The organism is Tropicibacter sp. S64 (genome assembly GCF_049803835.1).
GTDB lineage: Bacteria > Pseudomonadota > Alphaproteobacteria > Rhodobacterales > Rhodobacteraceae > Pacificoceanicola.
The window spans coordinates 144,540-169,931 of record NZ_JBNAGK010000006.1; the positions used below are offsets into that span (position 1 = coordinate 144,540).

The 25,392-nt window shown below is 65.5% G+C and carries 27 protein-coding genes; 10 read left to right on the forward strand and 17 right to left on the reverse strand.

Translation table 11 applies throughout. From position 1 onward, the window contains the following. Positions 1–80 precede the first annotated feature (80 nt). Entirely contained in the window at positions 81–1,475 is a 1,395-nt protein-coding gene (gene lpdA, locus ACP159_RS11420; RefSeq protein WP_425099843.1) for a dihydrolipoyl dehydrogenase, read from the forward strand. A 155-nt stretch (positions 1,476–1,630) separates the two neighbouring features. After that, positions 1,631–2,089, forward strand: a complete 459-nt coding sequence (locus ACP159_RS11425; protein WP_425099844.1) for a hypothetical protein — start codon at positions 1,631–1,633, stop codon at positions 2,087–2,089. Between the two features lie 445 nt (positions 2,090–2,534). Here ACP159_RS11425 and ACP159_RS11430 read toward each other — a convergent pair whose 3' ends face one another. Genes ACP159_RS11430 through ACP159_RS11445 form a run of 4 tightly spaced genes read right to left on the reverse strand, consistent with a single transcriptional unit; the run spans position 2,535 to position 5,428 of the window. After that, a complete protein-coding gene (locus ACP159_RS11430; protein ID WP_425099845.1) occupies positions 2,535–3,137 on the reverse strand; it encodes a pyridoxamine 5'-phosphate oxidase family protein in 603 nt (200 codons plus the stop codon). Continuing rightward, positions 3,115–3,849, reverse strand: coding sequence for a lysophospholipid acyltransferase family protein (locus ACP159_RS11435; RefSeq protein ID WP_425099846.1), 735 nt, complete (start codon positions 3,847–3,849; stop codon positions 3,115–3,117). The genes ACP159_RS11430 and ACP159_RS11435 overlap by 23 nt, the downstream gene beginning before the upstream one ends. Then, positions 3,849–4,742 carry a cell division protein FtsX gene (locus tag ACP159_RS11440; protein WP_425100018.1) on the reverse strand — a complete coding sequence of 298 codons (894 nt, stop codon included), beginning with the start codon at positions 4,740–4,742 and terminating at the stop codon, positions 3,849–3,851. Before ACP159_RS11440 ends, ACP159_RS11435 begins: the two co-directional genes overlap by 1 nt. Before the next feature lie 8 nt (positions 4,743–4,750). Beyond that, positions 4,751–5,428, reverse strand: a complete 678-nt coding sequence (locus tag ACP159_RS11445) for a cell division ATP-binding protein FtsE (RefSeq protein WP_425099847.1) — start codon at positions 5,426–5,428, stop codon at positions 4,751–4,753. 154 nt (positions 5,429–5,582) lie between these two features. On the opposite strand from ACP159_RS11445, the gene ACP159_RS11450 reads away from it, so the two are divergent. Continuing rightward, entirely contained in the window at positions 5,583–6,602 is a 1,020-nt protein-coding gene (locus ACP159_RS11450) for a zinc-ribbon domain-containing protein (protein WP_425099848.1), read from the forward strand. Positions 6,603–6,809: 207 nt separating this feature from the next. Then, a complete protein-coding gene (locus ACP159_RS11455) occupies positions 6,810–7,328 on the forward strand; it encodes a DUF2937 family protein (RefSeq protein ID WP_425099849.1) in 519 nt (172 codons plus the stop codon). Here the strand turns inward: ACP159_RS11455 and ACP159_RS11460 are convergent, their stop codons facing one another. From ACP159_RS11460 to ACP159_RS11475, 4 genes are read right to left on the reverse strand one after another with little or no spacing between them, the layout of a single operon-like run. Next, positions 7,329–8,267, reverse strand: coding sequence for an OmpA family protein (locus ACP159_RS11460; protein ID WP_425099850.1), 939 nt, complete (start codon positions 8,265–8,267; stop codon positions 7,329–7,331). Then, on the reverse strand, positions 8,242–8,820 hold the full coding sequence (locus ACP159_RS11465; protein ID WP_425099851.1) for a peroxidase-related enzyme: 579 nt from the start codon (positions 8,818–8,820) through the stop codon (positions 8,242–8,244). Before ACP159_RS11465 ends, ACP159_RS11460 begins: the two co-directional genes overlap by 26 nt. Before the next feature lies 1 nt (position 8,821). After that, positions 8,822–9,565 carry a GNAT family N-acetyltransferase gene (locus ACP159_RS11470; protein ID WP_425099852.1) on the reverse strand — a complete coding sequence of 248 codons (744 nt, stop codon included), beginning with the start codon at positions 9,563–9,565 and terminating at the stop codon, positions 8,822–8,824. A 57-nt stretch (positions 9,566–9,622) separates the two neighbouring features. Next, positions 9,623–10,345 carry a competence/damage-inducible protein A gene (locus tag ACP159_RS11475; protein ID WP_425099853.1) on the reverse strand — a complete coding sequence of 241 codons (723 nt, stop codon included), beginning with the start codon at positions 10,343–10,345 and terminating at the stop codon, positions 9,623–9,625. A gap of 45 nt (positions 10,346–10,390) precedes the next feature. On the opposite strand from ACP159_RS11475, the gene sfsA reads away from it, so the two are divergent. Then, a complete protein-coding gene (sfsA, locus tag ACP159_RS11480; protein WP_425099854.1) occupies positions 10,391–11,095 on the forward strand; it encodes a DNA/RNA nuclease SfsA in 705 nt (234 codons plus the stop codon). A gap of 123 nt (positions 11,096–11,218) precedes the next feature. Here sfsA and ACP159_RS11485 read toward each other — a convergent pair whose 3' ends face one another. From ACP159_RS11485 to ACP159_RS11510, 6 genes are all read right to left on the reverse strand, one after another. Next, positions 11,219–12,139, reverse strand: a complete 921-nt coding sequence (locus ACP159_RS11485) for a manganese-dependent inorganic pyrophosphatase (protein WP_425099855.1) — start codon at positions 12,137–12,139, stop codon at positions 11,219–11,221. A 126-nt stretch (positions 12,140–12,265) separates the two neighbouring features. After that, entirely contained in the window at positions 12,266–12,964 is a 699-nt protein-coding gene (locus ACP159_RS11490) for a VPLPA-CTERM sorting domain-containing protein (protein ID WP_425099856.1), read from the reverse strand. 171 nt (positions 12,965–13,135) lie between these two features. Next, complete coding sequence (locus tag ACP159_RS11495; RefSeq protein ID WP_425099857.1) at positions 13,136–14,269, reverse strand: alkane 1-monooxygenase; 1,134 nt, start codon at positions 14,267–14,269, stop codon at positions 13,136–13,138. A gap of 190 nt (positions 14,270–14,459) precedes the next feature. Then, positions 14,460–15,725: an ABC transporter permease gene (locus ACP159_RS11500; protein WP_425099858.1), complete on the reverse strand. Its 1,266-nt coding sequence runs from the start codon at positions 15,723–15,725 to the stop codon at positions 14,460–14,462. Continuing rightward, the gene (locus tag ACP159_RS11505) at positions 15,722–16,498 is read right to left on the reverse strand and encodes an ATP-binding cassette domain-containing protein (RefSeq protein WP_425099859.1); all 777 of its coding nucleotides are present in this window, start codon (positions 16,496–16,498) and stop codon (positions 15,722–15,724) included. The genes ACP159_RS11500 and ACP159_RS11505 overlap by 4 nt, the downstream gene beginning before the upstream one ends. A 156-nt stretch (positions 16,499–16,654) precedes the next feature. Beyond that, complete coding sequence (locus tag ACP159_RS11510) at positions 16,655–17,662, reverse strand: ABC transporter substrate-binding protein (RefSeq protein WP_425099860.1); 1,008 nt, start codon at positions 17,660–17,662, stop codon at positions 16,655–16,657. 389 nt (positions 17,663–18,051) lie between these two features. Here ACP159_RS11510 and ACP159_RS11515 point away from each other — a divergent pair, with 389 nt between their 5' ends. Next, positions 18,052–19,440: an aspartate aminotransferase family protein gene (locus ACP159_RS11515; RefSeq protein ID WP_425099861.1), complete on the forward strand. Its 1,389-nt coding sequence runs from the start codon at positions 18,052–18,054 to the stop codon at positions 19,438–19,440. Between the two features lie 4 nt (positions 19,441–19,444). Next, entirely contained in the window at positions 19,445–20,128 is a 684-nt protein-coding gene (locus ACP159_RS11520) for a GNAT family N-acetyltransferase (protein ID WP_425099862.1), read from the forward strand. Between the two features lie 171 nt (positions 20,129–20,299). Here ACP159_RS11520 and ACP159_RS11525 read toward each other — a convergent pair whose 3' ends face one another. Then, on the reverse strand, positions 20,300–20,587 hold the full coding sequence (locus ACP159_RS11525; RefSeq protein ID WP_425099863.1) for an HU family DNA-binding protein: 288 nt from the start codon (positions 20,585–20,587) through the stop codon (positions 20,300–20,302). Positions 20,588–20,716: 129 nt separating this feature from the next. Beyond that, positions 20,717–22,201: an AMP nucleosidase gene (locus ACP159_RS11530; RefSeq protein ID WP_425099864.1), complete on the reverse strand. Its 1,485-nt coding sequence runs from the start codon at positions 22,199–22,201 to the stop codon at positions 20,717–20,719. A 157-nt stretch (positions 22,202–22,358) separates the two neighbouring features. Here ACP159_RS11530 and ACP159_RS11535 point away from each other — a divergent pair, with 157 nt between their 5' ends. Then, positions 22,359–23,117, forward strand: a complete 759-nt coding sequence (locus ACP159_RS11535; RefSeq protein WP_425099865.1) for a class II aldolase and adducin N-terminal domain-containing protein — start codon at positions 22,359–22,361, stop codon at positions 23,115–23,117. A 51-nt stretch (positions 23,118–23,168) separates the two neighbouring features. Here ACP159_RS11535 and ACP159_RS11540 read toward each other — a convergent pair whose 3' ends face one another. Then, positions 23,169–23,690, reverse strand: coding sequence for a transglycosylase SLT domain-containing protein (locus ACP159_RS11540; protein WP_425099866.1), 522 nt, complete (start codon positions 23,688–23,690; stop codon positions 23,169–23,171). 102 nt (positions 23,691–23,792) lie between these two features. Here ACP159_RS11540 and ACP159_RS11545 point away from each other — a divergent pair, with 102 nt between their 5' ends. Continuing rightward, positions 23,793–24,647 (forward strand): SDR family oxidoreductase, encoded by an 855-nt coding sequence (locus tag ACP159_RS11545; protein WP_425099867.1) that lies wholly within the window; start codon positions 23,793–23,795, stop codon positions 24,645–24,647. Beyond that, the gene (locus ACP159_RS11550) at positions 24,634–25,311 is read left to right on the forward strand and encodes an exopolysaccharide biosynthesis protein (RefSeq protein WP_425099868.1); all 678 of its coding nucleotides are present in this window, start codon (positions 24,634–24,636) and stop codon (positions 25,309–25,311) included. Before ACP159_RS11545 ends, ACP159_RS11550 begins: the two co-directional genes overlap by 14 nt. The last annotated feature ends 81 nt before the right edge of the window (positions 25,312–25,392 follow it).

Below are 25,392 nucleotides of genomic sequence, written 5' to 3' on the forward strand. Positions count from 1 at the left end.
TTCAAATATCCCGGGAGTGAATGGGCCGAAGGCCCAGAGAGGGCGGAGCCCTCTTCCCGCCTCAAGGAAAGGACATCAAAATGGCATCTTATGACGTGATCATCATCGGCGGCGGCCCCGGCGGCTATGTCTGCGCCATCCGCTGCGCCCAGCTCGGCCTCAAGACCGCCTGCGTCGAAGGCCGCGAGACTCTCGGCGGCACCTGCCTGAACGTCGGCTGCATCCCGTCGAAGGCCCTGCTGCATGCGTCCCACCAACTGCACGAGGCCGAGCACAACTTCGAGAAAATGGGCCTGAGCGCAGGGAAGGTGAAGGTCGACTGGAAACAGATGCTCGCCTACAAGGATGACGTCATCGGCCAGAACACCAAGGGCATCGAATTCCTGTTCAAGAAGAACAAGGTCGACTGGCTCAAGGGCTGGGGCTCCATTCCCGAGGCCGGCAAGGTCAAGGTCGGTGACGAGATCCACGAGGCCAAGGCCATCGTGATCGCGTCCGGCTCCGAGCCCTCGCCGGTGCCCGGCGCGGACGTGACCGTCGACGAGAAGGTCGTCGTGACCTCCACCGGCGCGCTGGCGCTGCCGAAGGTTCCGAAGCGCATGGTCGTCATTGGTGCCGGTGTGATCGGTCTCGAAATGGGCAGCGTTTACGCCCGCCTTGGCGCGGAGGTCGAGGTGATCGAATTCCTCGACGCCATCACCCCCGGCATGGACAGCGAGGTCCAGAAGACGTTCCAGCGCATCCTGTCCAAGCAGGGCCTGAAATTCACCATGGGCGCGGCGGTGCAAAAGGTCGAAACCAAGGGCGGCAAGGCCACCGTCACCTACAAGCTCCGCAAGGATGACAGCGAGCACACGACCGAAGCGGACGTGGTGCTCTGCGCCACCGGCCGCCGTCCGTACACCGATGGTCTCGGCCTCGAAGGCGTGGGCGTCGAGCTGACCGAGCGCGGACAGGTCAAGACGGACGACCATTGGCAGACCACCGCCAAGGGCATCTACGCCATCGGCGACGCCATCGAAGGCCCGATGCTGGCGCACAAGGCCGAAGACGAGGGCATGGCCGTCGCCGAGGTCATCGCGGGCAAGCACGGCCACGTGAATTACGGCGTGATCCCGGGCGTGATCTACACCGCGCCGGAAGTGGCGTCCGTCGGCAAGACCGAGGACCAGCTCAAGAAGGACGGCGTCGCCTACAAGGTCGGCAAGTTCTCCTTCATGGGCAACGGCCGCGCCAAGGCCGTCTTCCAGGGTGAAGGCTTCGTGAAACTGCTCGCGGACAAGGAAACGGACCGCGTCCTCGGCTGCCACATCATCGGCCCGGGCGCGGGCGACTTGATCCACGAGATCTGCGTCGGCATGGAATTCGGGGCCTCGGCCGAGGACATCGCGCTGACTTGCCATGCGCACCCGACCTTCTCGGAAGCGGTGCGCGAGGCGGCCCTCGCCTGCGGCGACGGCGCGATCCACGCCTGATCCATAGGGTTATCCACAAGATAATACACCGGGAGACACCAGTCTCCCGGTTTTTTCTTGCCGGTGCACCGCCGCGAATTAACCTTATCCGTGCAACAGTTTCGCCCGATGTCCCTGCCAGGACAACAACGGGCAAGAAGTGGTGAGTCGGTATCATGAAGGACCTGGGGGTCATGGGGGCCATAGGCGTGGCGATTTGCGTCTGCGCCGGGGCGGTGCAAGCCGCGCCGATCCAGACGCAGCATAGCCGTGTCCTCGTCGGCGAAAGTGGCGTGCCTGGCGCAGACGGCGCACCGATGCTGCTCTGCGCGGAGACCGATATGCTCAGCGTGTTTTCCTGGCCCCTGCGTGAGACAGTGACCGGCCACACGCTGGCAGTCCAAAGCTGCGAAGCGCAGGACGTGCTGCCGCTGACCGCGGCGGATTATGCCCGGCTCGATGCGGACGGACTGCTGCCCGCGCCGCCAGTGAACGCAAACGCCACGGAAAACCTGAAGCCGGGTCCGGAAACCAAAGGGGCGCTTGCGCTCGTCGCGGCGCTGCTTGCACTGGCGGCCTTCGCCCATGGCCGGGGCCGCAACAGGGCCACACGGAGACTGCGCGCAAGGGCCTGACCGGTCAGCACACTCTCTACGCCCAGCCAGATTTTCTCGTGGATGTGCGCGGTGCAGCTGATCGGCTCGTGCTGCCCGCGCCGTTTTGGCAATGTCGGCGCAAACGAACGCCTGGTCGAGGCAATACGGGCCTGCCGCTCTTCCAGCGTGCCTCTGCGTACAGGTTGGAGAGATCAGCCCGTTCCTCTTCGCTAGGGCGCGTGAGATGCGGGGAGAACGCACCGGTTCGGAGATCGGCACCACGCCTGTCATGCGAAGCCGGCGTGAACCCCAGCTGCGCGCCCTCTCCATCGGCGCTATGGTTCAGCTCGCTGTGCGCGAAGCGCCCTTCCGCGACGGCACGGGTCTACGCGGCGCCATGCCCTCCCCTGTGGGGAGGGTTGGGTGGGGTTGCGACGGTTGTGAGGGTGCGACGGTCAAGCGGGATACCTCCGCCGCGCCGAAGTCACCAGAGTTTCGGCTGCGCCCGTTCCACGTAGGTGCGGTCATATTCCGCGCCGCCTTCGCGCCCGTCCGTCAGTTCCGCCATGATCTGGCCAACCGTCGGCACCGCATCCTTGTCGTCGCGGGTCCAGAGGCGCGATCGGATCAGCGCCTTGGCGCATTGGCTGTAGACCTCGTCGACCGTGATCACCATCACCGTTGCCGGTAGGCGGGTCTTCTTGCGGAAGCTCTCACGCAGTTCCGCATCGTCGGTCAACACGGCACGGCCGTTGACCCGGATCGTGGTGGTGCTCCCCGGCACGAGGAACAGCAGCGCGATCCGCGGGTCGCGGATGATGTCACGCAGCGCATCCAGCCGGTTGTTGCCCCACCAGTCGGGCATCAGAATGGTCTTTTCATTCGTCACCCGCACCACCGGACCATCATCGCCGCGCGGGGTTCCATGGACACCCTCCGGGCCGACCGTGGAGAGGACGCAGAACACGCTGCCCTCGATCCACGCGCGATAGGACGGCGTGAGGTGATCCGCCACCTTGGTCAGCGACAACGGCACGGGCTCGCCGTAGAGCGCGTGCAGATCGTCAAGCGTTTGCAGTACCCGCATCGAATCCGGCCTCCTTCATCAGCGCATTGGACGCGTGTTCCACCTCTTGTTCAAGTCGGGTGACGAATTCCGCCTGGGGGACGCCCGGCGGGATCATCGGCAGGAATTCGACCACCGCCAGACCCGGCTTGCGATAGATTCCCGTGCGCGGCCAGAACACGCCGACATTGGTGGCGGCGGGCACGCAGGGCTGCTGCAATTGCTTGTACAGCACGGCGGCACCCACCTTGTAGGGGATGTGCTTTCCCGGGGCGACGCGGGTGCCTTGCGGGTAGATGATCAACTGCCCCGGCTCGGCGGTGCCCTTTTCCACGTCGCGCATCATGCGGGTGATGGCCTGCGCCCGTTTGCCCCGGTTCACCGGCACGCAGCCGATGCGCCAGGCGTAAAGGCCGATGAACGGTGTCCACAGAAGCTCGCGCTTCATGATGAACTTGGCGGCGGGGACCGCGCCAAAGATCAGGATGATGTCGAAGAAGGACTGGTGCTTGGCGGCGATGACCACCTCGCCGGTGGGGATCTCGCCCCGGATCTCGCTCCTGAGACCGACCAGCCAGGACGCGCTCCAGCGCACCCATTTGGCGTAGAGCCGGCAGGCAAGACGCGCCGCCCGGCGCGAGAACACCGCGAAGGGAAAGAACAGGATGCCGAGGACGGCCATGGCGAGATACATCTGGAAAAGAAATATCCAGGAACGGACCCATTGCAGCATCAGTCGAGCCTTTCCAGTACGCGGCGGGCGGCATAGCCGGTGGCCAGGAACGCCACCAGCGCCGCCAATGGGGGCACGAGGACCGGATAGACCCAGTGCAGCCCCTGGAAGCGCAGCCCGGTGAGGAACGCCCCCGCATCGCCCGCGCCGGGCATGAAGAGGATCGCGATCAGCCCGAGCAACGCCCCCGCCCCGGCGCCGATCAGCGTGCGCAGGGTGAAGCGGCGGACGAAGGCGCTGGCGATATAGGCGTCTGTCGCGCCGACGAGGCGCAGCACCGCGATGACCCGGGCGTTGGCAGAGAGCGCGGCATTGGCGGCGAGGATCACCATGGCCCCCGTCGCCGCGCCGATCAGCAGGATCGAGGTCCATCCAAGCAACCGCAGCCGCGCCGCGGCGGCGATCAGGGGGCGGCGCCAGCGGGTGTGCTCGTCGAGAACGGCGCCGGGAACCTCGGCCTGCAGGCGCAACCGCAGGCCCTCGCTGTCGTAACCGCTCCCGTCTTCCTGCACCTCGATCAGTTGCGGCACCGGCAGGCTTTCGATCGGCAGGTCCGGGCCGAACCAAGGCTCCAGCAGGGCCTTCTGCTCGTCGGCGCTCAGCGCCCGGGCGGAGGCGACGCCGGGGGTCTGTTCCAGCACCTTGAGCGCAGCGGCGGTCTGTTCCGCCATCTGCCCGGCGGGCGCGGAGATCCGCAGCGTCGCGGAGCGGGCCAGTTCGGTATCCCAGGTCGACGCGAGCCGGCCGGAGGCCAGCGACAGCGCCAGCGCAAACACCGTCAGGAAGGCCATGGCCCCGCTGGTGAACACCGTCAGCCAGACGGTGAACCCGGCGGGCGGCACAACTCGGTCGGCGCCCGCGTCGCGGGTCAGCACCGCGCGCATCATCTGCATCCAGCCGTTCACAGGTCCGCCCCCGCCGAGAGGATGCTGCGGTCGGAGATGCGCAGCACCCGCGCCTGCACCTGCGCCTTGGCGGCGCGGATCAGGGCAAGGTCATGGGTGGCGATCATCACCGTCTTGCCCATCTTGTTCAGCTCGACCAGCAGCCGCAGCAGCCGTTGCGACATCTCCCAATCGACGTTGCCTGTCGGCTCGTCGGCGAGGATGATGTCCGGCGAGAGGATCAGGGCGCGGGCAAGCGCCGCCCGCTGCCGCTCACCGCCGGAAAGCTCCGGCGGCAGTGCATCGGCGCGTCCGGTCAGGCCAACCCAGGTCAACAACTCGTGCAGGTTGTCCATCTCGTCCTGCACCGCATGGCCGGAGACGCTCAGCGGCAGGGCGATATTCTCGATCACCGGAAGGTGATCGAGAAACTGGCAGTCCTGGTGCACCACTCCGATCCGTCGCCGTGCCATCGCCACCGCGTCACGGTCGAACCCTGCAAGGTCCTCGCCGAACAGCCGCAGCGATCCGGAGGTGGGGCGCAACGCGCCGTAGCACAGCTTGAGGAAGGTCGTCTTGCCAGCGCCGGAGGGGCCTGTCAGGAAGTGGAAGGACCCGGGAGGCAGGCTCAGGCTGATGTCCGTCAGCAGCGCCTCGCCGCTGTAGGCATAGGCCACGTTTTCAAGCTCGATCACGCCGGTCTGCCCCGCACCCTTTTGTCGTGGTTGCCCCTATTTGCTACAGGTTGGAGCCGGTTTCAATGTACCGCGGTTAAGGATTGGACATTTCCCCTGTAGCCGGGCAACTTATGCAGAAGAATCCGTGCCTCGAAGAACAGAAGGACAGGACGTGAGCAGAATTCGGCTGATCTGCCCCAATTGCGGCGCCCAATACGAGGTGCCCGCAGAGGTGATCCCCGACACCGGGCGCGACGTGCAATGCTCCAATTGCGCGCATACCTGGTTCCAGGCGCACCCCGACCATGACACCGCCCTTGCCGAGGAACAGGGTGCCGCGCCGGAGCCCGAAACCTGGGAGCCGGAGGAAGACGAGGACGAGGGCGACCGCGCCCTGGTGCAGCCCGCCGCACGGGACGAGGCTGGCCACGACGACGAGGACGAGGACGACTGGGAACCGGAGGCTGCGCCGGAGCCGCGTCGCCGCGAGCTTGACCCGCAGGTTGCCGAGGTGCTCCGCGAGGAGGCAGAGCGGGAGCGCCGCCGTCGTCAGGCCGAGGCCGAGACTTTCGAGATGCAACAGGATCTCGGACTGGAAGAGCCGAGCGAGGACGCCCCCGCGCGGCGTGCCCGAGAAGCCCGTGCCCGCATGGCACACATCCGGGGCGAGGACCTGAAGGCGGAGACGCCCGCCGAGGCCGCGCCCGAGGAGCACCCGGAGCAATCGCCGCGCCGCAGACGCAGCCGCCCGACCGAGGAAGGCGCGGGCCGCGCGGCCGCCGCGGCCTCCGCCGCCGTGGCGGAATCCCGGCGTGAGCTGTTGCCGGACGTGGAAGAGATCAACCAGACGCTCCGGGCCAGTTCCGAACCGCGCAGCCGGGTCACCGATGCCGACGAGGGCCGCGTGACCGTGAGCGACAGCAAGCCGGTCAGATCCGGCGGCGGCTTTGCCCGGGGGTTCTTTTTCATCGTGCTGCTCTTCGCGGTCCTGGTCGCGGTCTACGTCTCCGCGCCGCAGATCAAGTCCGCCATTCCGCAGGTGGCGCCGATGGTGGACGGTTACGTCGCCTGGGTCGACGGGCTTCGGATCTGGCTCGACCGGGAGGTGACCAGTCTGATGACGTCGCTGGACGGCATGAGTTCCGAAGCCATGCCGGAACCGGACCAGACCACGGCTCCCGCCAGCGAGTAACCCCGGCGGGCCGCACCCAAGCCAGTTTGGACAGGCCCGCGCGGATTGTGATACTGTGCCCGCAGGCGTCGTCAGAACGCCGGTTAAAGCGCCCCGCCTTGAACTTGAGACGCCGCTACCCTTCCATGCCTTCGGCATTCTCGGGACATCGGCGCCACTGGATGATTCAAGTCAAAAGCGGGACGCTGCAGAGCAGGAGTGCACGGCATGATCGGACGAGCCCTGGCCCTTGCGGGCGGTTTGAGCGGCGCTGCCACCTTTTCGCAGTTTCCGGAATATTCGCAGCAGTACATGCAGCGCCTCGGCGGCGCGGTCGATGAGTTGTCACGGCAGATCACCCGCTACGAACGCGACGCCGCGACAGTCGGGCTGGACCTCGACGGGCTGATCGAGCAGCTGGGCGCGGAGGGCGACCTCAGCGCCATGCAGGCGGCGAACATCCGGGCAGACATCGCCCGGCACGACACGCTTCAGGCGGACCTGGCGGCGCTGGAAGGGGCCGGACCGTTCATGCGGGCGAAACTGGCCACGCATCTGGGGGACCGGGACATCGCACGCCGGGCACTGGAGACCTACAAGCCCGCCGCGCCGATCACCTTCGAGGGCGCTGTCTTTGCCGGAAGCGGATTCCTTGGCGGATGGCTCGGGATCACGGCGCTGCTCGCCTTCCTCGTCGGCGGGCTGTCGAGCCTGAAGCGCCTTGTCGCCCCGCGCCGCCGGGCATGATCATTCCGTGGAGATCAGCACCGCCTCCACCCGCCGGTTCGCCTCCCGCCCCTCCGAGGTGAGGTTGCTCGCCACGGGGGACAGGTAGCCGACCCCTTCCGCGCCGATCTGGCTCTCCGGGATGCCATGACGCTGGCGCAGGTAAGTCACCGCGGAGGCCGCCCGTTTGCGCGACAGCGCCTGATTGCCCGCGAGAGATCCAATCGCATCGGTATGCCCGACGAACAGCACGGTGCGGGCCGGATTGGCTTTGAGATACGCCGCGATGGTGTCGAGCGAAGGCACCGTGCCGTCCCCGAGGGAAGAGGAGCCGGTCTGAAACACCATGTCGTGCAGGATCGCGTGTCCTGCAGTTTCGAGCCGCGTGACCACGTCTCCTGTTTCGGCGGTCCCGGGGCTCTGCGATACCGCCGGCCTCACCGGCGCGCCGTTCGCCCGGGTCTGCCCGCCGGTTCCGGCGCGGATGATCTGGAGGTAAGCCGATGTCGCATCGCGGCTGGCGATCAGCGACACCGCCCCGCCCGTCTCGCTCACCGCAGACACCGCGATGTAATCCGTCAGGTCCACGAACATCTGCGGTGCCGGCAGGACCAGCGTGTCGAACCGGAAGTCGAAGCCGCCGCAGGCGCGGGCGAGACAGTCGAGCACGATCTCGTACCCCGCCCCGGTCAGCTGGTCCCGCAAGGGCGCGATCAGTTGCAGGGGCGTCAGGCCGCTACCCTCGATGCGCCAGCTTTGCGCTGTCACCGCGCCCTCGATCCGCCGCGTCGGCAGGCCACCATCCGCGGTCCAGGGCGCGATCGGCAGGTCATAGGCCCCCGCCTCCTGGGTGACCTCCCGCGTCAGGCTGGCCCCGGCGGGCAGGGACAGGTCCTGCGCCTGCGCCGCGCCCGCCAGCAGGCAGACAGCCAGATCAGCGAGCCGCCGCGTGATAGTCATCGTTCGGTCGCATGTCCGTCGCGCTGGCCACCCGGTTTGTCATGTTGAAGAACCCCGCCACGTTGGCGATGTCCCAGATGTCGCGGTCCGTGAAGCCGACATCGCGCAGCCCCTGCCGGTCCGCCTCCACGATCTCGGCGCTCGCCTTCGTCATCTTCTCCGCAAAGGCCAGCATCGCGGTCTGCCGCGCATCCAGATCCGCCACGCGCCAGTTCATCACCATCATCTCGCCGAGCTTCGGATCGCCCGACAGCTGCCGCACCGCCGCGCCATGCGCCGTGAGGCAATAGAAGCACTTGTTGACCGAGGAGACGACCACCGCGATCATCTCGCGCTCCAGCTTCGTCAGCCCGGAGGGGGCCAGCATCAGATCGTTGTAGAGCGCGGTGAAGCAATTCAGCTTGTCGATGTCGAAGGCATAGGCCTTGAGCACGTTCGGCACCATGCCGAGCTTGTCCTGGCAGACGTCGAAATACTTCTGCGTCTCCGGCGGCAAGGGATCGACCATCGGCAGGTCGAGCGCGGTGGGGTTTGTCACGGTGTCTTTTGCCATCTCAGGCCTCCTCCCTCTGCGGCAGCATTCGGTAGTGGTACTCTCCCACGATCTCCATACCGAGGGAAGCATAGAGGGCATTGCCGCCCACGTTGCCCTTGGTCACGAGGATCGCCAGCCATTCCGCCCCGTTCGCCACCGCCCAGAAGGCCGCGGCGCGCATCATCCAGCCGCCGAGCCCCTTCTTGCGCTGATGCGGCAGGATTTCCAGCGCGTGCAACATGCAGATGCCATCATGGATTGCGCAGAAGGCCGTGCCACCTGGGCTGTCCGACACGCGGCCGAAAATGCCGGTCTTCGGAACGCTCACCCGCTCCATGATCGCCTGCCGGGCCTCGCCGATGCCGCCGACCTCCCAGATCTCGCGCATGATGGCGAGCGGCTCCCAGATGGTGAAGGCGCAGACGCGCGGCAAGGGACGGTCCGTCAGATCGCGGGCGCGAACCAGTCGGATCACGGTGGCATCGACCGCCGTATAGCCCATTTCGGCCAACGTTTCGTCCAGCTTCCCGTCCTCGGGCCTCAGGGTAAAGAGCGGGGTCTGCCCCATCAGTTGCATCGCCTTCTCGGCGGCGGAGATGTCGTCCTCCTGCCAGTCACCAAACGCAGAGGCCGCCGAGACCCGCTTGCCCCCGCCCCGCCCCTCTCGCAGCAGCCAGGGACCGGCCTTCACCGTCGCGGCGGCGGGCCAAGTGGCGTTGATCGTTGCAAAAAGCCGATCGTCAGTAGGGCGATTGTCCATCATGCCCCGTTTATGGCGTGGGGTTGGGGCGCTGTCCATCGGTTGAATGCGCTGCCCCCGTCACGCCGGAAACAACCCCGCAAGCTCTGCCATCGCCCGCTCCACCCTGCCGCCGTCGCTGCCGCGGATCACGACATTTGCGCCATAGACGCCATCGCGCTGGAACGGGTACGAACCCATGGACAAATCCGGATAGCGCTGCGCCAGGGCTGCCAGCGGTTCGGCGATCTCTCCCTCGCCCCGCATGATCCGCAAGCTCTGGCTCAGGAGCGGGGCGCCGCCGGTGAGATGTGGCAGGATACTGGCCACCATGGCCTGGAACACCGCCGGGACCCCGGCCATGACATGCACGTTCTCCATGGTGAAGCCGGGCGCGATGCTCACCGGGTTGTCGATCAGCGTCGCCCCATCCGGAATCCGCGCCATCCGTTGGCGAGCGGCGTTGAACTCCACCCCCTGCCGTTCGTAATGCGCAGCCAGCAGAGCGCGGGCATCGTCCCGCACGTCGATATGCACCCCAAAGGCCTCGGCCACGCAATCGGCGGTGATGTCGTCATGGGTCGGACCGATCCCGCCGCTCGTCACCACCACGTCGAAACCCTTGCGCAGAGCGTTCAGCGCCGCAACGATGGCCGGGCGGTCGTCAGAGACCACACGCACCTCCCTGAGATCGACGCCATGCTTGGTGAACTCCTGCGCGAGATAATGCATGTTCGCATCGCGCGTGCGCCCGGAGAGGATTTCATCCCCGATGACGAGCATGGCGGCGGTGGGGTTGGGCATGGCGGTCTCCTTGCGCGGTGTCGCCCCACGGTATAGCCCCTCTTCATGCGCTTTCAATCCGAACTGATCCCCGCCACGCTGCTGCGTCGTTACAAACGCTTCCTGGCCGATTGCCTGCTGGCGGATGGAACGGAGATCACCGCCCATGTCGCCAATCCCGGCTCCATGCTGGGACTGAAGGACGAAGGGCTGAAGATCTGGCTGGAGCCGAATGACGATCCCCGCAAGAAACTGAAATACGCCTGGCGGCTGGTGGACCACGGCGGCGGCCACTTCACCGGCGTCGACACGGGCGTGCCGAACCGCATGCTGAAGGCTGCCCTGATGGCGGGCGAAGTCCCGGGACTGGACGGCTATGATCTCGTTCGCCCGGAAGTGAAATACGGTGAAAACTCCCGCATCGACTTCCTGCTGACCGGCGCGGGCCGACCTGACGCTTATGTCGAGGTCAAATCCGTCACCCTCTCCCGCAAGCCCGGCCTTGCCGAGTTCCCCGACAGCGTCACGGCACGCGGCACCAAACACCTGCACGAACTGGCCACCATGGCGCAGACCGGCCACCGTGCCGTCATGCTCTACCTCGTTCAGCGTACCGACTGCGCCGAAGTCACCCTCGCCTCGGACATCGACCCGGCCTACACCGAAGCCTGCACAAAAGCCCGTGCCACCGGCGTCGAAATCCTCTGCTTCAACTGCGGCATAAGCCCCGAAGGTGTCACCTTGGGCAAACCGCTCCCCTTCATCGCGTAGGAAAAGGGCCGCCGCTGATGCGCCGACCCCTTGTTCTTCTTGGTCTCAATACCCCTGGGGGAGGCTCGAAGGGCCGTGGGGGCAAAGCCCCCGCATGCGCCGCAGGCGCATTCCGGCGACAGATCAGACCTTGAGATTCGGAATGATCTGCTTCTTGCGGCTCATGATGCCCGGCAGGACGACGGTATCGCCGGACACGCTCGCACCAAAGCTCTTCTCCGCCACGGTCTTCACCAGGTCGTTCGGCACGAGCAGCGTGGCTTCTTCCTTGATGATGTCGACGACGAACAGCAGGACCTCGTCGCAGCCGTCCTCGGCGCAGACGGTCTTGAAGCTCTCCATCAGGCTGGCCTTGCGGTCCAGCGGGATCGACGGCGCGGTCGTCTCGAGCACGGAGACGCGGAACTTGGTGCCACCGACCTCGTATTCCTTGGAGTCCATGCGGATCAGCTCCGCGTCGGAGAAGGCGGAGACGTCCGACTTCGCCGCAAACAGCTCGGCAGCATAATCCGGGATCGACACACCGAGATCGGCCGCGAGTTTCTCGGCCACGGCCTTGTCATGCGCCGTGGTGGTCGGCGAGCGGAATTCCAGCGTGTCGGAGAGGATGCAGGACAGCGCAGCCCCCTTCATCGCTTCCGGCATCTTCGCCGCATCGTCGCCCATCAGGTCGAGCATGATCGTCGCGGTGCAGGCCAGCGGGCGCACGGTGATGTCGATCGGACCCTTGGTCTCGAGACCGCCGACCAGCTTGTGGTGGTCGATGATCGCGCGGATGTCGGCGCTGTTGATCGAGGCCGGCAGTTCGGCGGGGTTGTTGGTGTCGACGATGACCACCGGCGCGCCCTCGGCCACGTCGGAGATGATCTCCGGCTTGTCGAGGTTCCAGCGGGTCAGCACGAAGGCCGCTTCGGTGTTCGGCTCACCGAGAAGCACGGGCTTGGCGGCCTCGCCCTTGATTTCATTGAGATACCAGGCCCAGATGATCGGGCTGCCGGTGCTGTCGGTGTCGGGGCTCTTGTGGCCGAAAACCTGCGTGGTCATGGGAATCCTCATGTCAAAGGTCGTGTTTTGACGCCCCTTTACCTTTGCAAGCGCAGAATGTCACCCCGCCTTGCGCAGGGTGCGACCACGCGTGACGGTAAGGATGATTTTAGACTAAAATCATTCTCACCCCCTGCGCCGCCGCAAAGCCGCGATGCCGCCAAGTCCGGCCAGCAGCAGCCCGCCCGCAGCGGGCAGCGGCACCTGCGACGGCGTGTAGTCGTAGGTCAGGACCGCCGACCAGATGCCGTCATTGAAGCCACTGAACACCGGCGCATCATACGCCGTGTCGATCATGGTGCTCAGACGGCTCCCGGAGGTGAGCGTGCTGGACAGGCTGAATTGTCCGGTCAGCATGTTGGAGGCCGCGTATGCCGTGTCCCAGGCGGCTGCCGAGTAGGTCCGCGTCCCGGTTCTGTGAAAATCGAGCGTGTCGCTCTGCGGGCAGGTCGGCGGCGAAAACGTGCTGGCGTTGCAGGACACGGAAACCGTCTGGGTGTTGGCGATGATGGTGAAGCCATCGAACCCGGTCGTCAGCGAGGCAAACGAGGTGCCGGACGCCCCGGTTCCCGCGTCGTCGAGCATCCAGGTCATCGCGTAATCCACATGGACGGTGATCCGTGCGAAGTTCAGCGCCCCTAGGCCGCTGTCGAACGCGTCCAGGGCAAGGGGAAACAGGCCTGAGGTGCTGCTAGTTCCTGACCCGGGCGTGACATCCACGACGGTCCGGGTCAGATTGAGAGAATAGTCGAACGTCACGGTCTCGGACTGTGCGGCGGAGGCTGTGACAAGCAGAACGGGTATCATGAAAGACAGACGTGTCATGTTTTTTCCTGCAATCGGTGCGGACGGGAGGCCGGTTTGGCATCCCACGACACGCCTTGAAAATATGCCGGCGCTCCGCAAGAGAATGGCAGGATCGTAAAACACACGCCCACCCGCGATCAAGCGCGCATCGCACTGACCATCACGGCGGCCAGTCAGGCGTTCAGACCCTTATCGTGGCAATGGCGTGCGGCCCTTGTTGTAATCCGACCAATCCTCGATTTCCGGGTAATACCGCTTGCGCCACGCCCGCACCTTCGGGTTCATCACCCGGCGCCAGAGGGGGGGAACCATCGCGCTCAGCCCCATCAGCGGATAGCCGAAGGGCAATTGCGGGGCCTCCTGTTCGGAGTAGGTCTGGAGCAGCGGGAACCGCCGGTCCGGCTTGTAGTGATGGTCCGAATGGCGCTGTAGGTTGATCATCAGCCAGTTGGTCGCCCGGTGCGCCGCGTTCCACGAGTGGCGCGGCAGGACGTGCTCGTACTTGCCATCGCCAAGGTGCTTGCGTGTCAGCCCGTAATGTTCGACGTAATTCACGACTTCCAGCTGCCAGATCGCCACCCCTGCCTGCACCACGAAGAGCCCGAGACCAACCCATCCGCCAAGGGAAAACGCCAGCGCCAGCATGGCCAGCTGCAAGCCCCAGTACCGCCAGAAAGGATTGCTTCGATCGCGCCACGAGCGCCCCCTGCGCGCCAGCATGTCTTTCTCCGCCTGAAAGGACGACAGCAAACTCTCCCGAAGCACCCGCGGATAGAAGCGATGGAACCCCTCGTTGTACCGCGCCGTGACCGCATCGCGCGGCGTGCCGACATACCGGTGATGCACCAGCAGATGCTCGGAGCGGAAATGCGAATACAGGACCATCGCCATGAGGATGTCGCCGAGCCAGCGCTCCCGCGCGGTCTTCTGATGCATCAGCTCGTGGGCATAGACGATCCCCACGGTCCCGGACATCACCCCGACGCCGAAGAAAATCCCGAGCCGCTCCAAGCCTCCGAGGTGCGCGGCCCCGCTGACATAGGTGATCAGACCGAACAGCGTCACCATCTGCACCGGCACCCAGACCTGCGTCAGGGCTTTGTACCAGCCGAGATGCTCCTCCCCGGTCTGCGGATCGGCATTCTCCTTGTTCAGCCCGACCAGCACGTCGATGGCCGAGAACAGGTACCAGGTGCACAGAGGGGTCAGCACGATCCACCATCCGCCCAGGAGCGCCCCGGTCCAGAGCAGCGGAACCAGGGTGAACGACAGGAAGAACGGCAGGGCCGAGGTGAACCGGCCAAGGGTGTCTGCGGGGATCATGGATCTGCTCCGGTTTTGCTCCGGATCATACCGACAAAATGCATCCACAAGAAGAGGCCGCGCCGCCGCAGAAGGCACCTTTGCGGACCAAACGGCGTGCCGCGTGCGGAGAAACGCGCCACGTCCCGGCTTTCTTCTCTTCAACAATACTCACCGTACCACACCGGCCGCCCGCGACTGGGCCGAAGGGTCAGCTTCGCCCCTTCCACGGCACCAGCGCCTTCTCCGCCAGCCGCATCAGAACGTCGATGCTGAAGCCGATGACGCCGATGAGGATGATCCCGAGCAGGACGATGTCGGTGTTCTGAAACTTGGAGGCGACCATGATCATCATGCCCGCGCCTTCCTCGGCCGCCACCAGCTCGGCGGCCACCACGGTCCCCCAGCACACGCCCATGGCAACCCGCGCCCCGGTGAATATCTCCGGCAGCGAGTTGGGCACGATGACGTGCCGCATGATCTGTGCCTTGCTTGCGCCCAGCGAATAGGCCGCGTGGACCTTGGTGATGTTCACGCCCGAAACGCCGGCCCGTGCCGCGATGGCCATGATCCAGAGCGCGGCCAGGAACAGCAGGATGACCTTGCCTTCTTCCCCGATACCCGCCCAGAGGATGACCAGCGGGATCAGCGCCAGCGGCGGCACCGGGCGCATGAACTCGACGATGGGGTCGAACCAGCCGCGGAACCAGTCCGACAGCCCCATGGCATAGCCGAGCGGGATGCCGACCAGCGCCCCCAGCAGGAAACCTTCGAGTACCCGCAGCAGCGACCAGCCGAGATGCGCCCAGAGCGGGGTGCCCCGGAACCCTTCGTTCCAGAGTTGGAAGAAGCGTGAGACCACTGTCTCCGGTGCCGGCAGCCAGATCGGCTCCATCTGCCAGCCCTTTGCCGGCTCGACATTGAGCGATCCTTTCTGGCTCATGCTCACCTGGCCGAAGTCCGTCTTGACGGTTTCGCCCGGCGCGATGGGGGTGCCATTGACGGCAACCACCCTGTGCCCCTGATCGCGGCCCAGCTCATCGTTGTTGTCCACCCGGACCAGCCCGGAGCGCCAGGCCCCGACCGTGTCGCTGTCGTTCTTCGCCCACCCCTCGCCCGGCGCCACCTCCGGCGCAGTGACCTCCGTGCCGACCTCGAAGACCCGCACGGTCACCGTTGCGTCGTCCGGCTCCACGCCATCCGCGGTGGCGGTGTAGGTGAAAACGGCGTCGCCGAGGAACGGCCCCGGCGCGTGCAGGAAAGACGGGATCAGTTTCGAACCCGTGAATGCGCCCCAGAGCAGGAATATGACCAGGATCGACACCACCGAGGCGATACGGTTCGGTCGCACCGCGCTTTCGTCGCCGAAGGTGACGGTCTTGAGCGACGTATAATCGTGCAGGCTCCGCTGCACGGCCACCTTCACGATGAAAAAGGCGGCGACGAAGATCAGGACATAGAGGCCGAGGACGATCATGCGGTCTCCTCCGCGCGTCCCATGATTTCCTCTTCCATGTCCCAGATCATGCCGAGAATCTCCTCGCGCCTCGTGGCGAACTCCGGGTGTTTCTTCACCTGCCGCAGGTCGGCATTCACACCGAGATCGGCGAAGGGAAGCCGGTACTCGCGATGGATGCGACCCGGGCGCGGGGCCATGACGATCAACCGCTCGCCAAGGAGCAGAGCCTCCTCCACCGAATGGGTGATGAGGATGATCGTCTTGCCGGTCTCCTTCCAGAGCTTCAGCACGAGGCTTTGCATCTTCTCCCGGGTCAGCGCGTCCAGTGCGCCCAAAGGCTCGTCCATCAGGATCACGTCCGGATCATTGGCGAGGCAACGGGCCAGCGCCACGCGCTGCTGCATGCCACCGGAGAGCTCATAGACGGCCTTTTCCTTGAAATCTCGCAGACCGACGACCTCGAGCAGGTGATCGACCGTCCCTGACCACTCGCGCTCGGACTTGCCCGCCATGCGCGGTCCGAAGCTGACATTGGCGCGCACGTCCATCCACTCGAACAGGGCCCCCTGCTGGAACACCATGCCGCGCTCCGCGTCCGGGCCTTTGACCGGGTGGCCGTTCAGGGTAATCCTGCCCGAGGTCGGGGCGAGGAAGCCGGCGACGATGTTGAGAAGCGTGGTCTTGCCGCAGCCGGACGGGCCGAGCACGCTGACAAGCTCGCCCTGTGCAATGTCGAGCGAGACATCCTTGAGTGCCTGCACCGACGAGCCGTTCGGCAAGTCGAATCGCATGGACAGCGATTGGATGGAAAGGCCTGTTTCGGTCAAGGCGTACCCCCTGAAAGTCCGGGCAAGACCGCGACAAGGGCGGTCAAGAGCCGTCGACGGCTTTCGCAGATTCCGTCCACGGAATTTGCGCGGCCCCCGAAAGGGAGCCGCGCGGCCGTCTCACATCCCGGACGCCGCTTGCAGCGGACCGGTGTTCACGTGATCGGCATAGCTGTCCAGGGCCGAGCCGATCGAGCCGGCGTTGACGAACACGTCCGCCACGCCCTTCATGAACTCCTGCGCGCCGCCGCCGAGCCACTTGGCCGACAACTGGTCTTCCACAGTCGGGAAGACGAAGGTCGAGATGGTCGCCATGGTGGCCTCCTCGTCCATGCCCGCGTCTTTGGCGATCACCGGCAGCATCTCCGCACGGTTTGCCTCATCCGCCCACATGGCGTTGGCTTTCGCCGTGACCGCGAGGAACTTCGCCACCGTATCGCTGTTGTTCGCAACCCAGCCCGCCGGGCCGGAGGTCACGTCGAACACGAGGATGCCCAGCTCTTCCTTCTCCGCCCCGGTCAGCAGCACGTTGCCGTGCTCCTTCATCCGGCGAAGCGAGCCGCCCCAGCCGCAGGCCATGTCCACCGAGCCCTGCGCAATCGCCGCCGCGCCATCGGGCGGCGCCATGTCGACGATCTCCATCGACGCGAGATCGACCCCGAAATGGTTCATCTGCTTGAGGAACCCGTAGTGCGCGGCGGTGCCGAGCGGCACGGCAACCTTCTTGCCCGCCAGTTCCCCGGCGCTGTCCTTGTCGATCTCCAGCGCCTCGCGCACGACGCAGTTGTCGTTGTCCGAGTAACTCACCGCCACGTCGAGGATCTGGAGGTCCTGCCCGGCGCTGGTTGCGACAACGAAGGGCGGCACGCCCTGCGACACGCTCAGCTGCACGTCGCCCGAGGCCATCGCCGCGCTCATCGCGGTGCCGGTGTCGAAGCTGACCCAGTTGACCGGCATGCCGAGCGCCTCGTCATACATGCCCTCGACCTTGGCGTATTCGAAGGGCATCGGCCATTCGAGGAAATAGCCCACGGTGATGCCGCCATGGCTCTCGGCCAGCGCCGCCTGTGCGCCGGTCAGAAGCGCGATCCCGGCCACGGCGGTCTTCAAGGATGTCTTGAAAGTCATTGTCTTGTCTTCCCCTGTTGCGCTCCGGACAAACCCGGCGCGAGGTTCATTCCGGCCATCCGAGGACAGCCCCCTGATCCGGCGCCTTGAAAGCGCTCTGGCCTGATCCGACCGGAAAACAGGCAACCGATCAACGATTTTTCAAAGGCTTGGCATTCGCCCATGGACAGCGGCAGCGCCCCCAACCTGCGCGAGGGTCCTCCAACGATCTGAAAACCCAGAAAAAATGCATCCATTCCTTCACCACCACACTCAAAGGCCCTGGTATCTGGCCATACACGCGCACCCTCTCTGGCCCTATCGGCTGCCCGCTTTTCTGGCTGATGTGCCGGCAAAACCCGCTATCTTGCGGGCAATCCAAATTCCCGCGCCACGAAGGAGATGATTTCATGGACGGCACGCTTTCCCAGAACGACCTGAGCCACATCGTCGAGGCCGACAAGGCCCACGTCTGGCACCATCTCGTCCAGCACAAGGCCTTCGAGACCAAGGACCCGAACATCATCATCGAAGGCAAGGACATGCGCGTCTGGAATCAGGCGGGCAAGGAACATCTCGATGCGGTCTCCGGCGGCGTCTGGACGGTGAACGTCGGCTACGGCCGCGAGTCGATCGCCAAAGCTGTCTATGACCAGTTGATGAAGCTGAATTATTTCGCAGGCGCCGCGGGCTCCGTTCCCGGCGCGCTGTTCGCCGAGAAGCTGATCGAGAAGATGCCGGGCATGAGCCGCGTCTACTATTGCAACTCCGGTTCGGAGGCCAACGAGAAGGCCTTCAAGATGGTCCGCCAGATCGCCCACAAACGCTACGGCGGCAGGAAGCACAAGATCCTCTACCGCGACCGCGACTACCACGGCACCACCATCGGCTGCCTGTCGGCGGGCGGTCAGGACGAGCGCAACGCGCAGTACGGGCCGTTTGCACCGGGCTTCGTGCGCGTCCCGCACTGCCTCGAATATCGCGCCGCCGACCAGGGTGCGCCGACCGAGAACTACGGTGAATGGGCGGCGGACCAGATCGAGCAGGTGATCCTGCGTGAAGGCCCGGACACCATCGGCGCGCTCTGCCTCGAGCCTGTCACCGCGGGCGGCGGCGTCATCACGCCCCCCGCCGGCTATTGGCAGAAGGTGCAGGCGATTTGCCGCAAGTACGACATCCTCCTGCATATCGACGAGGTGGTCTGTGGCGTCGGGCGCACCGGCACCTGGTTCGGCTACCAGCAATACGGCATCGAGCCGGACATGGTGACGATGGCGAAGGGCGTCGCGTCGGGCTATGCCGCCATCGCCTGCCTGACCACCACCGAGGCGGTGTTCGACCTGTTCAAGGACGACGCCAGCGATCCGCTGAACTACTTCCGCGACATCAGCACCTTCGGCGGCTGCACCGCCGGTCCCGCCGCCGCGCTGGAGAACATGCGTATCATCGAGGACGAGGACCTGCTCGGCAACACCACGAAGATGGGCGACTACATGCTCGGCAAGCTTGGCGAGTTGCAGGACAAGCACCAGATCATTGGCAACGTGCGCGGCAAGGGTCTCTTCCTCGGCGCGGAGCTGGTCTCCGACCGCGAAAGCCGCACCCCCGCCGCCGAAGCCAAGGTACAGGCGGTCGTCGGCGACTGCATGGCGCAGGGCGTCATCATCGGTGCGACGAACCGCTCCGTGCCCGGCTACAATAACACGCTGTGCTTCTCCCCAGCGCTCATTGCGACGAAGGACGACATCGACCAGATCCTCGACGCTGTCGACGGTGCCCTGACCCGCGTGTTCGGTTAAGCCTGTGGAGCCGGTCCTCAACGAGTACGGCCAGCCCATCGGGCCGGCCCTGACCTCCCGCGTGCCCTGCCCGCCGCCGCCGCACAGCGTGCTGCAGGGCAGGCATGTCACGCTGGTTCCGCTCGTCCCGGAACACGCAGCGGGCTTCCTCGAAGCCTTCACCGATCCATCCGGCTGGACCTACCTGCCGCGGGGTCCCTTCACCGACCTCGCCGATGCGCAGGCCTGGACCGACGCGGCCGCCGAAAGCAAGGACCCGCTCTACTACACCGCGCTGGTGGGCGGCAAACCCGTGGGTTTTCTCTCCTACCTGCGCATTGCGCTCTGGTCGGGCCGCATCGAGGTCGGCTTCATTCACCTGGCCCCGGCCCTGCAAGGCACCACCGCCGCCACAGAAGCGCAATTCCTGTTGATGGCGCACGCCTTCGACGATCTCGGCTACCGGCGCTACGAGTGGAAATGCGACTCGCTCAATGGCCCATCCCGCCGTGCGGCAGAGCGACTCGGCTTCACCTACGAAGGCACTTTGCGGCAGGCCATGCACTACAAGGGCCGGAACCGCGACACTTCCTGGTTCTCGGTTCTCGATGGCGAATGGCCCGCGGTCAAGGCCCGCTTCACGGCCTGGCTCGATCCGTCCAACTTCGACGACGCCGGGAACCAGAAGCGCCGCCTGCAGGACTGCTGACCTTCCCGTTTCCTCTTGCCGCAAATATCCCCGCCGGAGGCAAACCCGCGGGATGGTGGGCGGGGCGATGTCCGTCAGGACGAGCGCCGTCCCCGGCCCGCGTCCGAACACACAGAAAGCAAAAGGGCCGCCGAGGGCGACCCTTCCGAACCTGTCGATCGTAACAGGGTATCAGCCGTTGACGCTGTCCTTCAGGGCCTTCGCGATGGTCATCTTGACCTGCTTGTCGGCTTCCTTCTTGAACTGCTCGCCGGTCGCGGGGTTGCGCACCATGCGCTCCGGACGCTCGCGGCAGTAGATCTTGCCCACGCCCGGCAGGGTCACGGCGCCGCCGCCCGACACTTCCGAGGTGATGATGTCGACCAGCGAATCCAGAGCCGCGCCCGCGGTCTTCTTGTCGCTGTCCATTTTCTCTGCCAGTGCAGCGACCAGCTGGGTTTTCGTCATCGGCTTGGACATTTTTTCTATCTCCTTACTGCCCACCTTTGGGGCCTCTGGCGCGCATTAAAACCGTATGTAGCGGGCAAACACAACTGTTAGCGGCCCGAAACCCCTGTTTTACGGCATTTTCACGCAATTTCCCCGGCGTCAAAGGAAGGCGGTTTCCTCGAAAGACCGCAATTTGCGGCTGTGGATGCGCTCGAGCGGCATTTTGGACAGGGTTTCCATCGCGCGAATCCCTATGCGCAGGTGGCGTGTCACCTGCGTCTGGTAGAATTCAGACGCCATGCCGGGAAGCTTCAATTCACCATGCAGCGGCTTGTCGCTGACGCAAAGCAGTGTGCCATAAGGCACGCGAAAGCGGAAACCGTTCGCCGCGATCGTCGCGCTTTCCATGTCGAGGGCGATCGCCCGCGACTGGCTGAGTCGCTGCACCGGCCCGGTGTGGTCGCGCAACTCCCAGTTGCGGTTGTCGACGCTGGCCACAGTGCCGGTCCGCATGACCCGCTTGAGGTCGTAGCCCTCGAGTTGCGTCTCCTGCTCCACCGCGTCTTCCAGCGCGATCTGGATTTCCGCGAGCGCCGGAATCGGCACCCAGACCGGCAGATCGTCGTCGAGCACCTTGTCCTCGCGCAGGTAGGCATGGGCCAGCACGAAGTCCCCCAGCGATTGCGAATTCCTGAGCCCGGCGCAATGCCCCACCATCAGCCAGGCGTGCGGGCGCAGCACCGCGATGTGGTCCGTCGCGGTCTTGGCGTTCGACGGTCCGACGCCGATGTTCACCAAAGTGATCCCCGCCCCGTTCGGTTTCTTGAGGTGGTAGGTCGGCATTTGCGGCATCCGCGCCGCGTCCGGAAGACTCCCGTCCGCCGTGGTTATCTCGGCGTTGCCGGTGCTGACGAAGGAAGTGTAGCCGCTTGCGGGATCGGCCAGCATGGCGCGGGCATAGGCCTCGAATTCACTGACATAGAACTGGTAGTTGGTGAACAGCACGTGGTTCTGGAAGTGCGACGGCGCGGTCGCGGTGTAATGGGCCAGCCGCGCCAGCGAGTAATCCACCCGCTGCGCGGTGAACGGCGCGAGCGGCAGCGTGCCATCGGCCGCCGCCCCGGCCACGCCGTTGACGATATCGTCGTTGGTGCTGGCGAGGTCCGGCACGTCGAACACGTCGCGCAGCACGAAATCCGCCGCCCCCTCATGCGGGACGGTAATGTCCGGGAAGTTGGCGACGGCGAAATGCACCGGCATCGGCGTGTCGGACAGGCCCACCTGCACGGACACGCCGTGGTTGCCGATCAACAGTCCGATCTGCTGTTCCAGATAGTGCCGGAACATGCGCGGCCGTGTCACCGTCGTCGCGTAACTGCCCGGGGCCGTCACATGGCCGAAGCTCAGGCGGCTGTCGGTCTTGGCAAAGCTGGTCGTGGTGATGCGCACCTCCGGATAGTACGCGCGGATGCGCACGCCCGGGTGGCCCTCTGCCATGGCGCAGAGAAACCTGTCTCGCAGGAAGGCCGCCGCCGCGTCGTAGAGATCGCAGAGCCGGTCCACAGCTGCCTTCGGCGTGTCGAACATTTCCGGCCCCGGCGCCTCGGGCACGACGAGTTCCAATCCCGATGTCTGATCCTGCATGACGGCCTCCGGTCCGGTTCTGTGTTCTTGTTATGCGCGCAGGGTGACAGCTTGCCACAAGGGCCGCAAGGGGACGATGGCGTCCGTTCACCGGGCCGGCCCAGATTGACTCCGGTGGCGGGGGCTGTCTCAATGCGCGGGCAAACAGGAGGCCCCCATGAACGCACCCAAAGCCATAGCCAACATCGAGTACTGGGAAGAGCGCTGCGACCTTGCCGCCGCCTTCCGCTGGACGGCGCGGATGAACATGCACGAGGGCGTGGCCAACCACTTCAGCCTGTCGGTGAACGACGACGGCTCGAAGTTCCTGATCAACCCGAGCCTCAAGCACTTCAGTCGCATCCGCGCGTCGGACCTGGTTCTGATGGACGCCAACGATCCCGAAAGCATGAACCGACCCGACGCGCCGGACCCGACCGCCTGGGGCCTGCACGGCGGCATCCACAAGGCCTGCGCCCATGCCCGCTGCGCCATGCATGTGCATTCGGTCCACGCCACCGTGCTGGCGACGCTGAAGGACAAGCGCCTGCCGCCCATCGAGCAGAATTGCGCGATGTTCTTCAATCGGTATGTCATCGACGAGGGCTATGGCGGGCTGGCCTTCGAGGACGAGGGCGCACGCTGTGCGCGGCTGATGAGCGATCCGAAGAAGAAGGTGATGATCATGGGCAACCATGGCGTCATGGTGATCGGCGATACGGTGGCCGAGACCTTCAACCGGCTCTACTATTTCGAGCGTGCCGCGGAGACCTATATCCGCGCCCTGCAGACCGGGCAGCCGCTGGACGTGCTATCCGACGAGGTGGCGGAAAAGACCGCGCAGGAAATCGAGGATTACCCGGTGCCGCAGGATGCGCGTTTCCTCGAGGAATTGCGCCTCATTCTGGATGAAGAGGGCGACAGCTACGCCAGCTGACGCCGCGCGGGCGTGAGGATAATTTTAGACTAAAATTATCCTCACCGTCAGTCACCGCAGCCCGGTTTCTTCCAGCAGGCCCTTCCGCTTGGCCTCGTAATAGTAGCCCTTGGCGTACCACATGATCGCCGCATCCGGGTTGCCTTCGGAAACGAGATAGGCGCCCTTGAGGTACTTCAGAGCGTATTTGAGGTTCACCTCGGCTTCCAGGAGATCCTCGTTCGATCCCTGGAACCCCATCCCGCGCGCCGTTTGCGGCAGGATCTGGAACAGGCCCCAGTAAGGACCGTTCCGGGCCCAGGGACGATGCGTGCTCTCGCGGATCGCGAGGCGATGCACGAGCGAGCGCGGCAGTTCGTAGAAATCCGCCCACTTGTTGATCGAGGCCCGCAACTCCGGCGTCTCGTTCGGGTAAAGCGGCGGCGAAAACGCCATCGCGGGTGCAGGCGTTGCAGCCTCCTTGGGGGCGGCGCAGGCCATGGGCAGGCTGACAAGGCAAAGCAGAAGGGCGCGGCGGAGCAGCATCCTCGGGTTCTCCGGACTGACGATCGCAAATCCTCTACGCCAGGTCATGCAACCTTGGGAGTCCCTTGGTCAACCATCGGCAAAGGCCCGCGCATGGGTCTGCCGCGACCGGGACTTGCATCGCGCCTCCGCCGCGATACCTTGGCAGGTATGACAGGCACGCTTCTCTCCCTCGGGCACGGCTATGCCGCGCATGCCCTCGCCCGGCGGCTGGTGCCGCAGGGCTGGACCGTTCTCGGCACGACCCGCTCGCCGGACCGCGCCGAGACCCTGCGCGCGGATGGGGTCACACCCCTGCCCTGGGAACGCGTCGCCGTCTCCGAAGCCCTCGACACGGCGACCCACCTGCTGGTTTCCGCCGCACCGGACGAGCAGGGCGATCCGTCGATCCGCCTGCTCGGCCCGGCGCTGGAGGCGCGGGCGGAGGCGCTGCATTGGGCCGGCTACCTGTCGACCACCGGCGTCTACGGCGACCATCACGGCGCCTGGATCGACGAAACCACGCCGCTCATGCCGACAACCCGGCGCGGCGAAGCCCGGGTCAAGGCCGAGGCCGCCTGGGGCGCCATCCCGCATCTACCGCTGCATGTCTTCCGCCTCGCCGGGATATACGGTCCCGGGCGCGGCCCGTTCGAGAAGGTCCGCAGCGGCACCGCCCGGCGCATCGTGAAGCCGGGACAGGTGTTCAGCCGCATTCACGTCGCGGACATCGCGCAGGTGCTCGAAGCCTCCATCAAGGCCCCGAATCCCGGTGCCGCCTACAACCTCTGCGACGATGATCCGGCGCCGCCGCAGGACGTCATCGCTTACGCTGCGGAACTCCTCGGCCTTCCGATCCCGCCGGAAATCCCATTCGAGCAGGCGGAACTTTCCCCCATGGCCCGCAGTTTCTATTCCGAAAGCAAGCGCGTCTCCAACGCCCGCATCAAGCATGAGCTGGGCGTCGCGTTGATCTACCCGGATTACAGAAGCGGACTGAAAGCCCTGCTGGATGAGCAACTCTGATACCCTGAAGTCGGCCCCCGGCGGCACCGGCACAGACAGCGACCCGGTCAGCCTGTGCGACATTCTCGACCGCGTCGAGCCGCGCGACGGCGAGGCCTCGGTGTCCGTTCAGACCATGCTCGAACGCATCGGCACCCGTTCCTTTCCCGCGATCATCCTGGCGCCCGCGGTGCTGCTGGTCTCGCCCGTTTCGGGCATTCCGACCGTGCCGACGCTGGCCGGGCTGATCATGGTGATCATCGCGCTCCAGGCGCTGTTCGGGCGCACGCATCTGTGGTTGCCAGGGTTTCTCACCCGGCGCAGCATCGGTGCTACAAAGCTGCAGAAAGGCGTGAACTGGCTGCGCAAGCCGGCGGCCTGGATGGATCGTCACAGCCACGGACGCCTGTGTTTTCTCACCCGCCGCCCGATGAAGTGGGTTGCCTATGGTGCCACCATCGCCATCGCCATCAGCTGGCCCGCGCTGGAAATCCTGCCCTTCGTCACCAGCTTTGGCGCGGGGGCGATTGCCATGATCATGTTCGGCATGATGACCCGCGACGGAGCTTATGTCGTCGCGGGCTACGTGCAGGGCATCGCCCTGTACGCGATCCTGCTCGCGCTGTGGGGCGGGCTGCTCGGCAGCGGACTCGGCGCGGGACTCAGCGGTTTCTTCGGCTCCTGACACGGCACGTGCGATTGTCCCGGTGACACAGGCCGGTCATTGAAATTGCCGGGAAGACCCCGAGGATCGTCCCGCCAATCA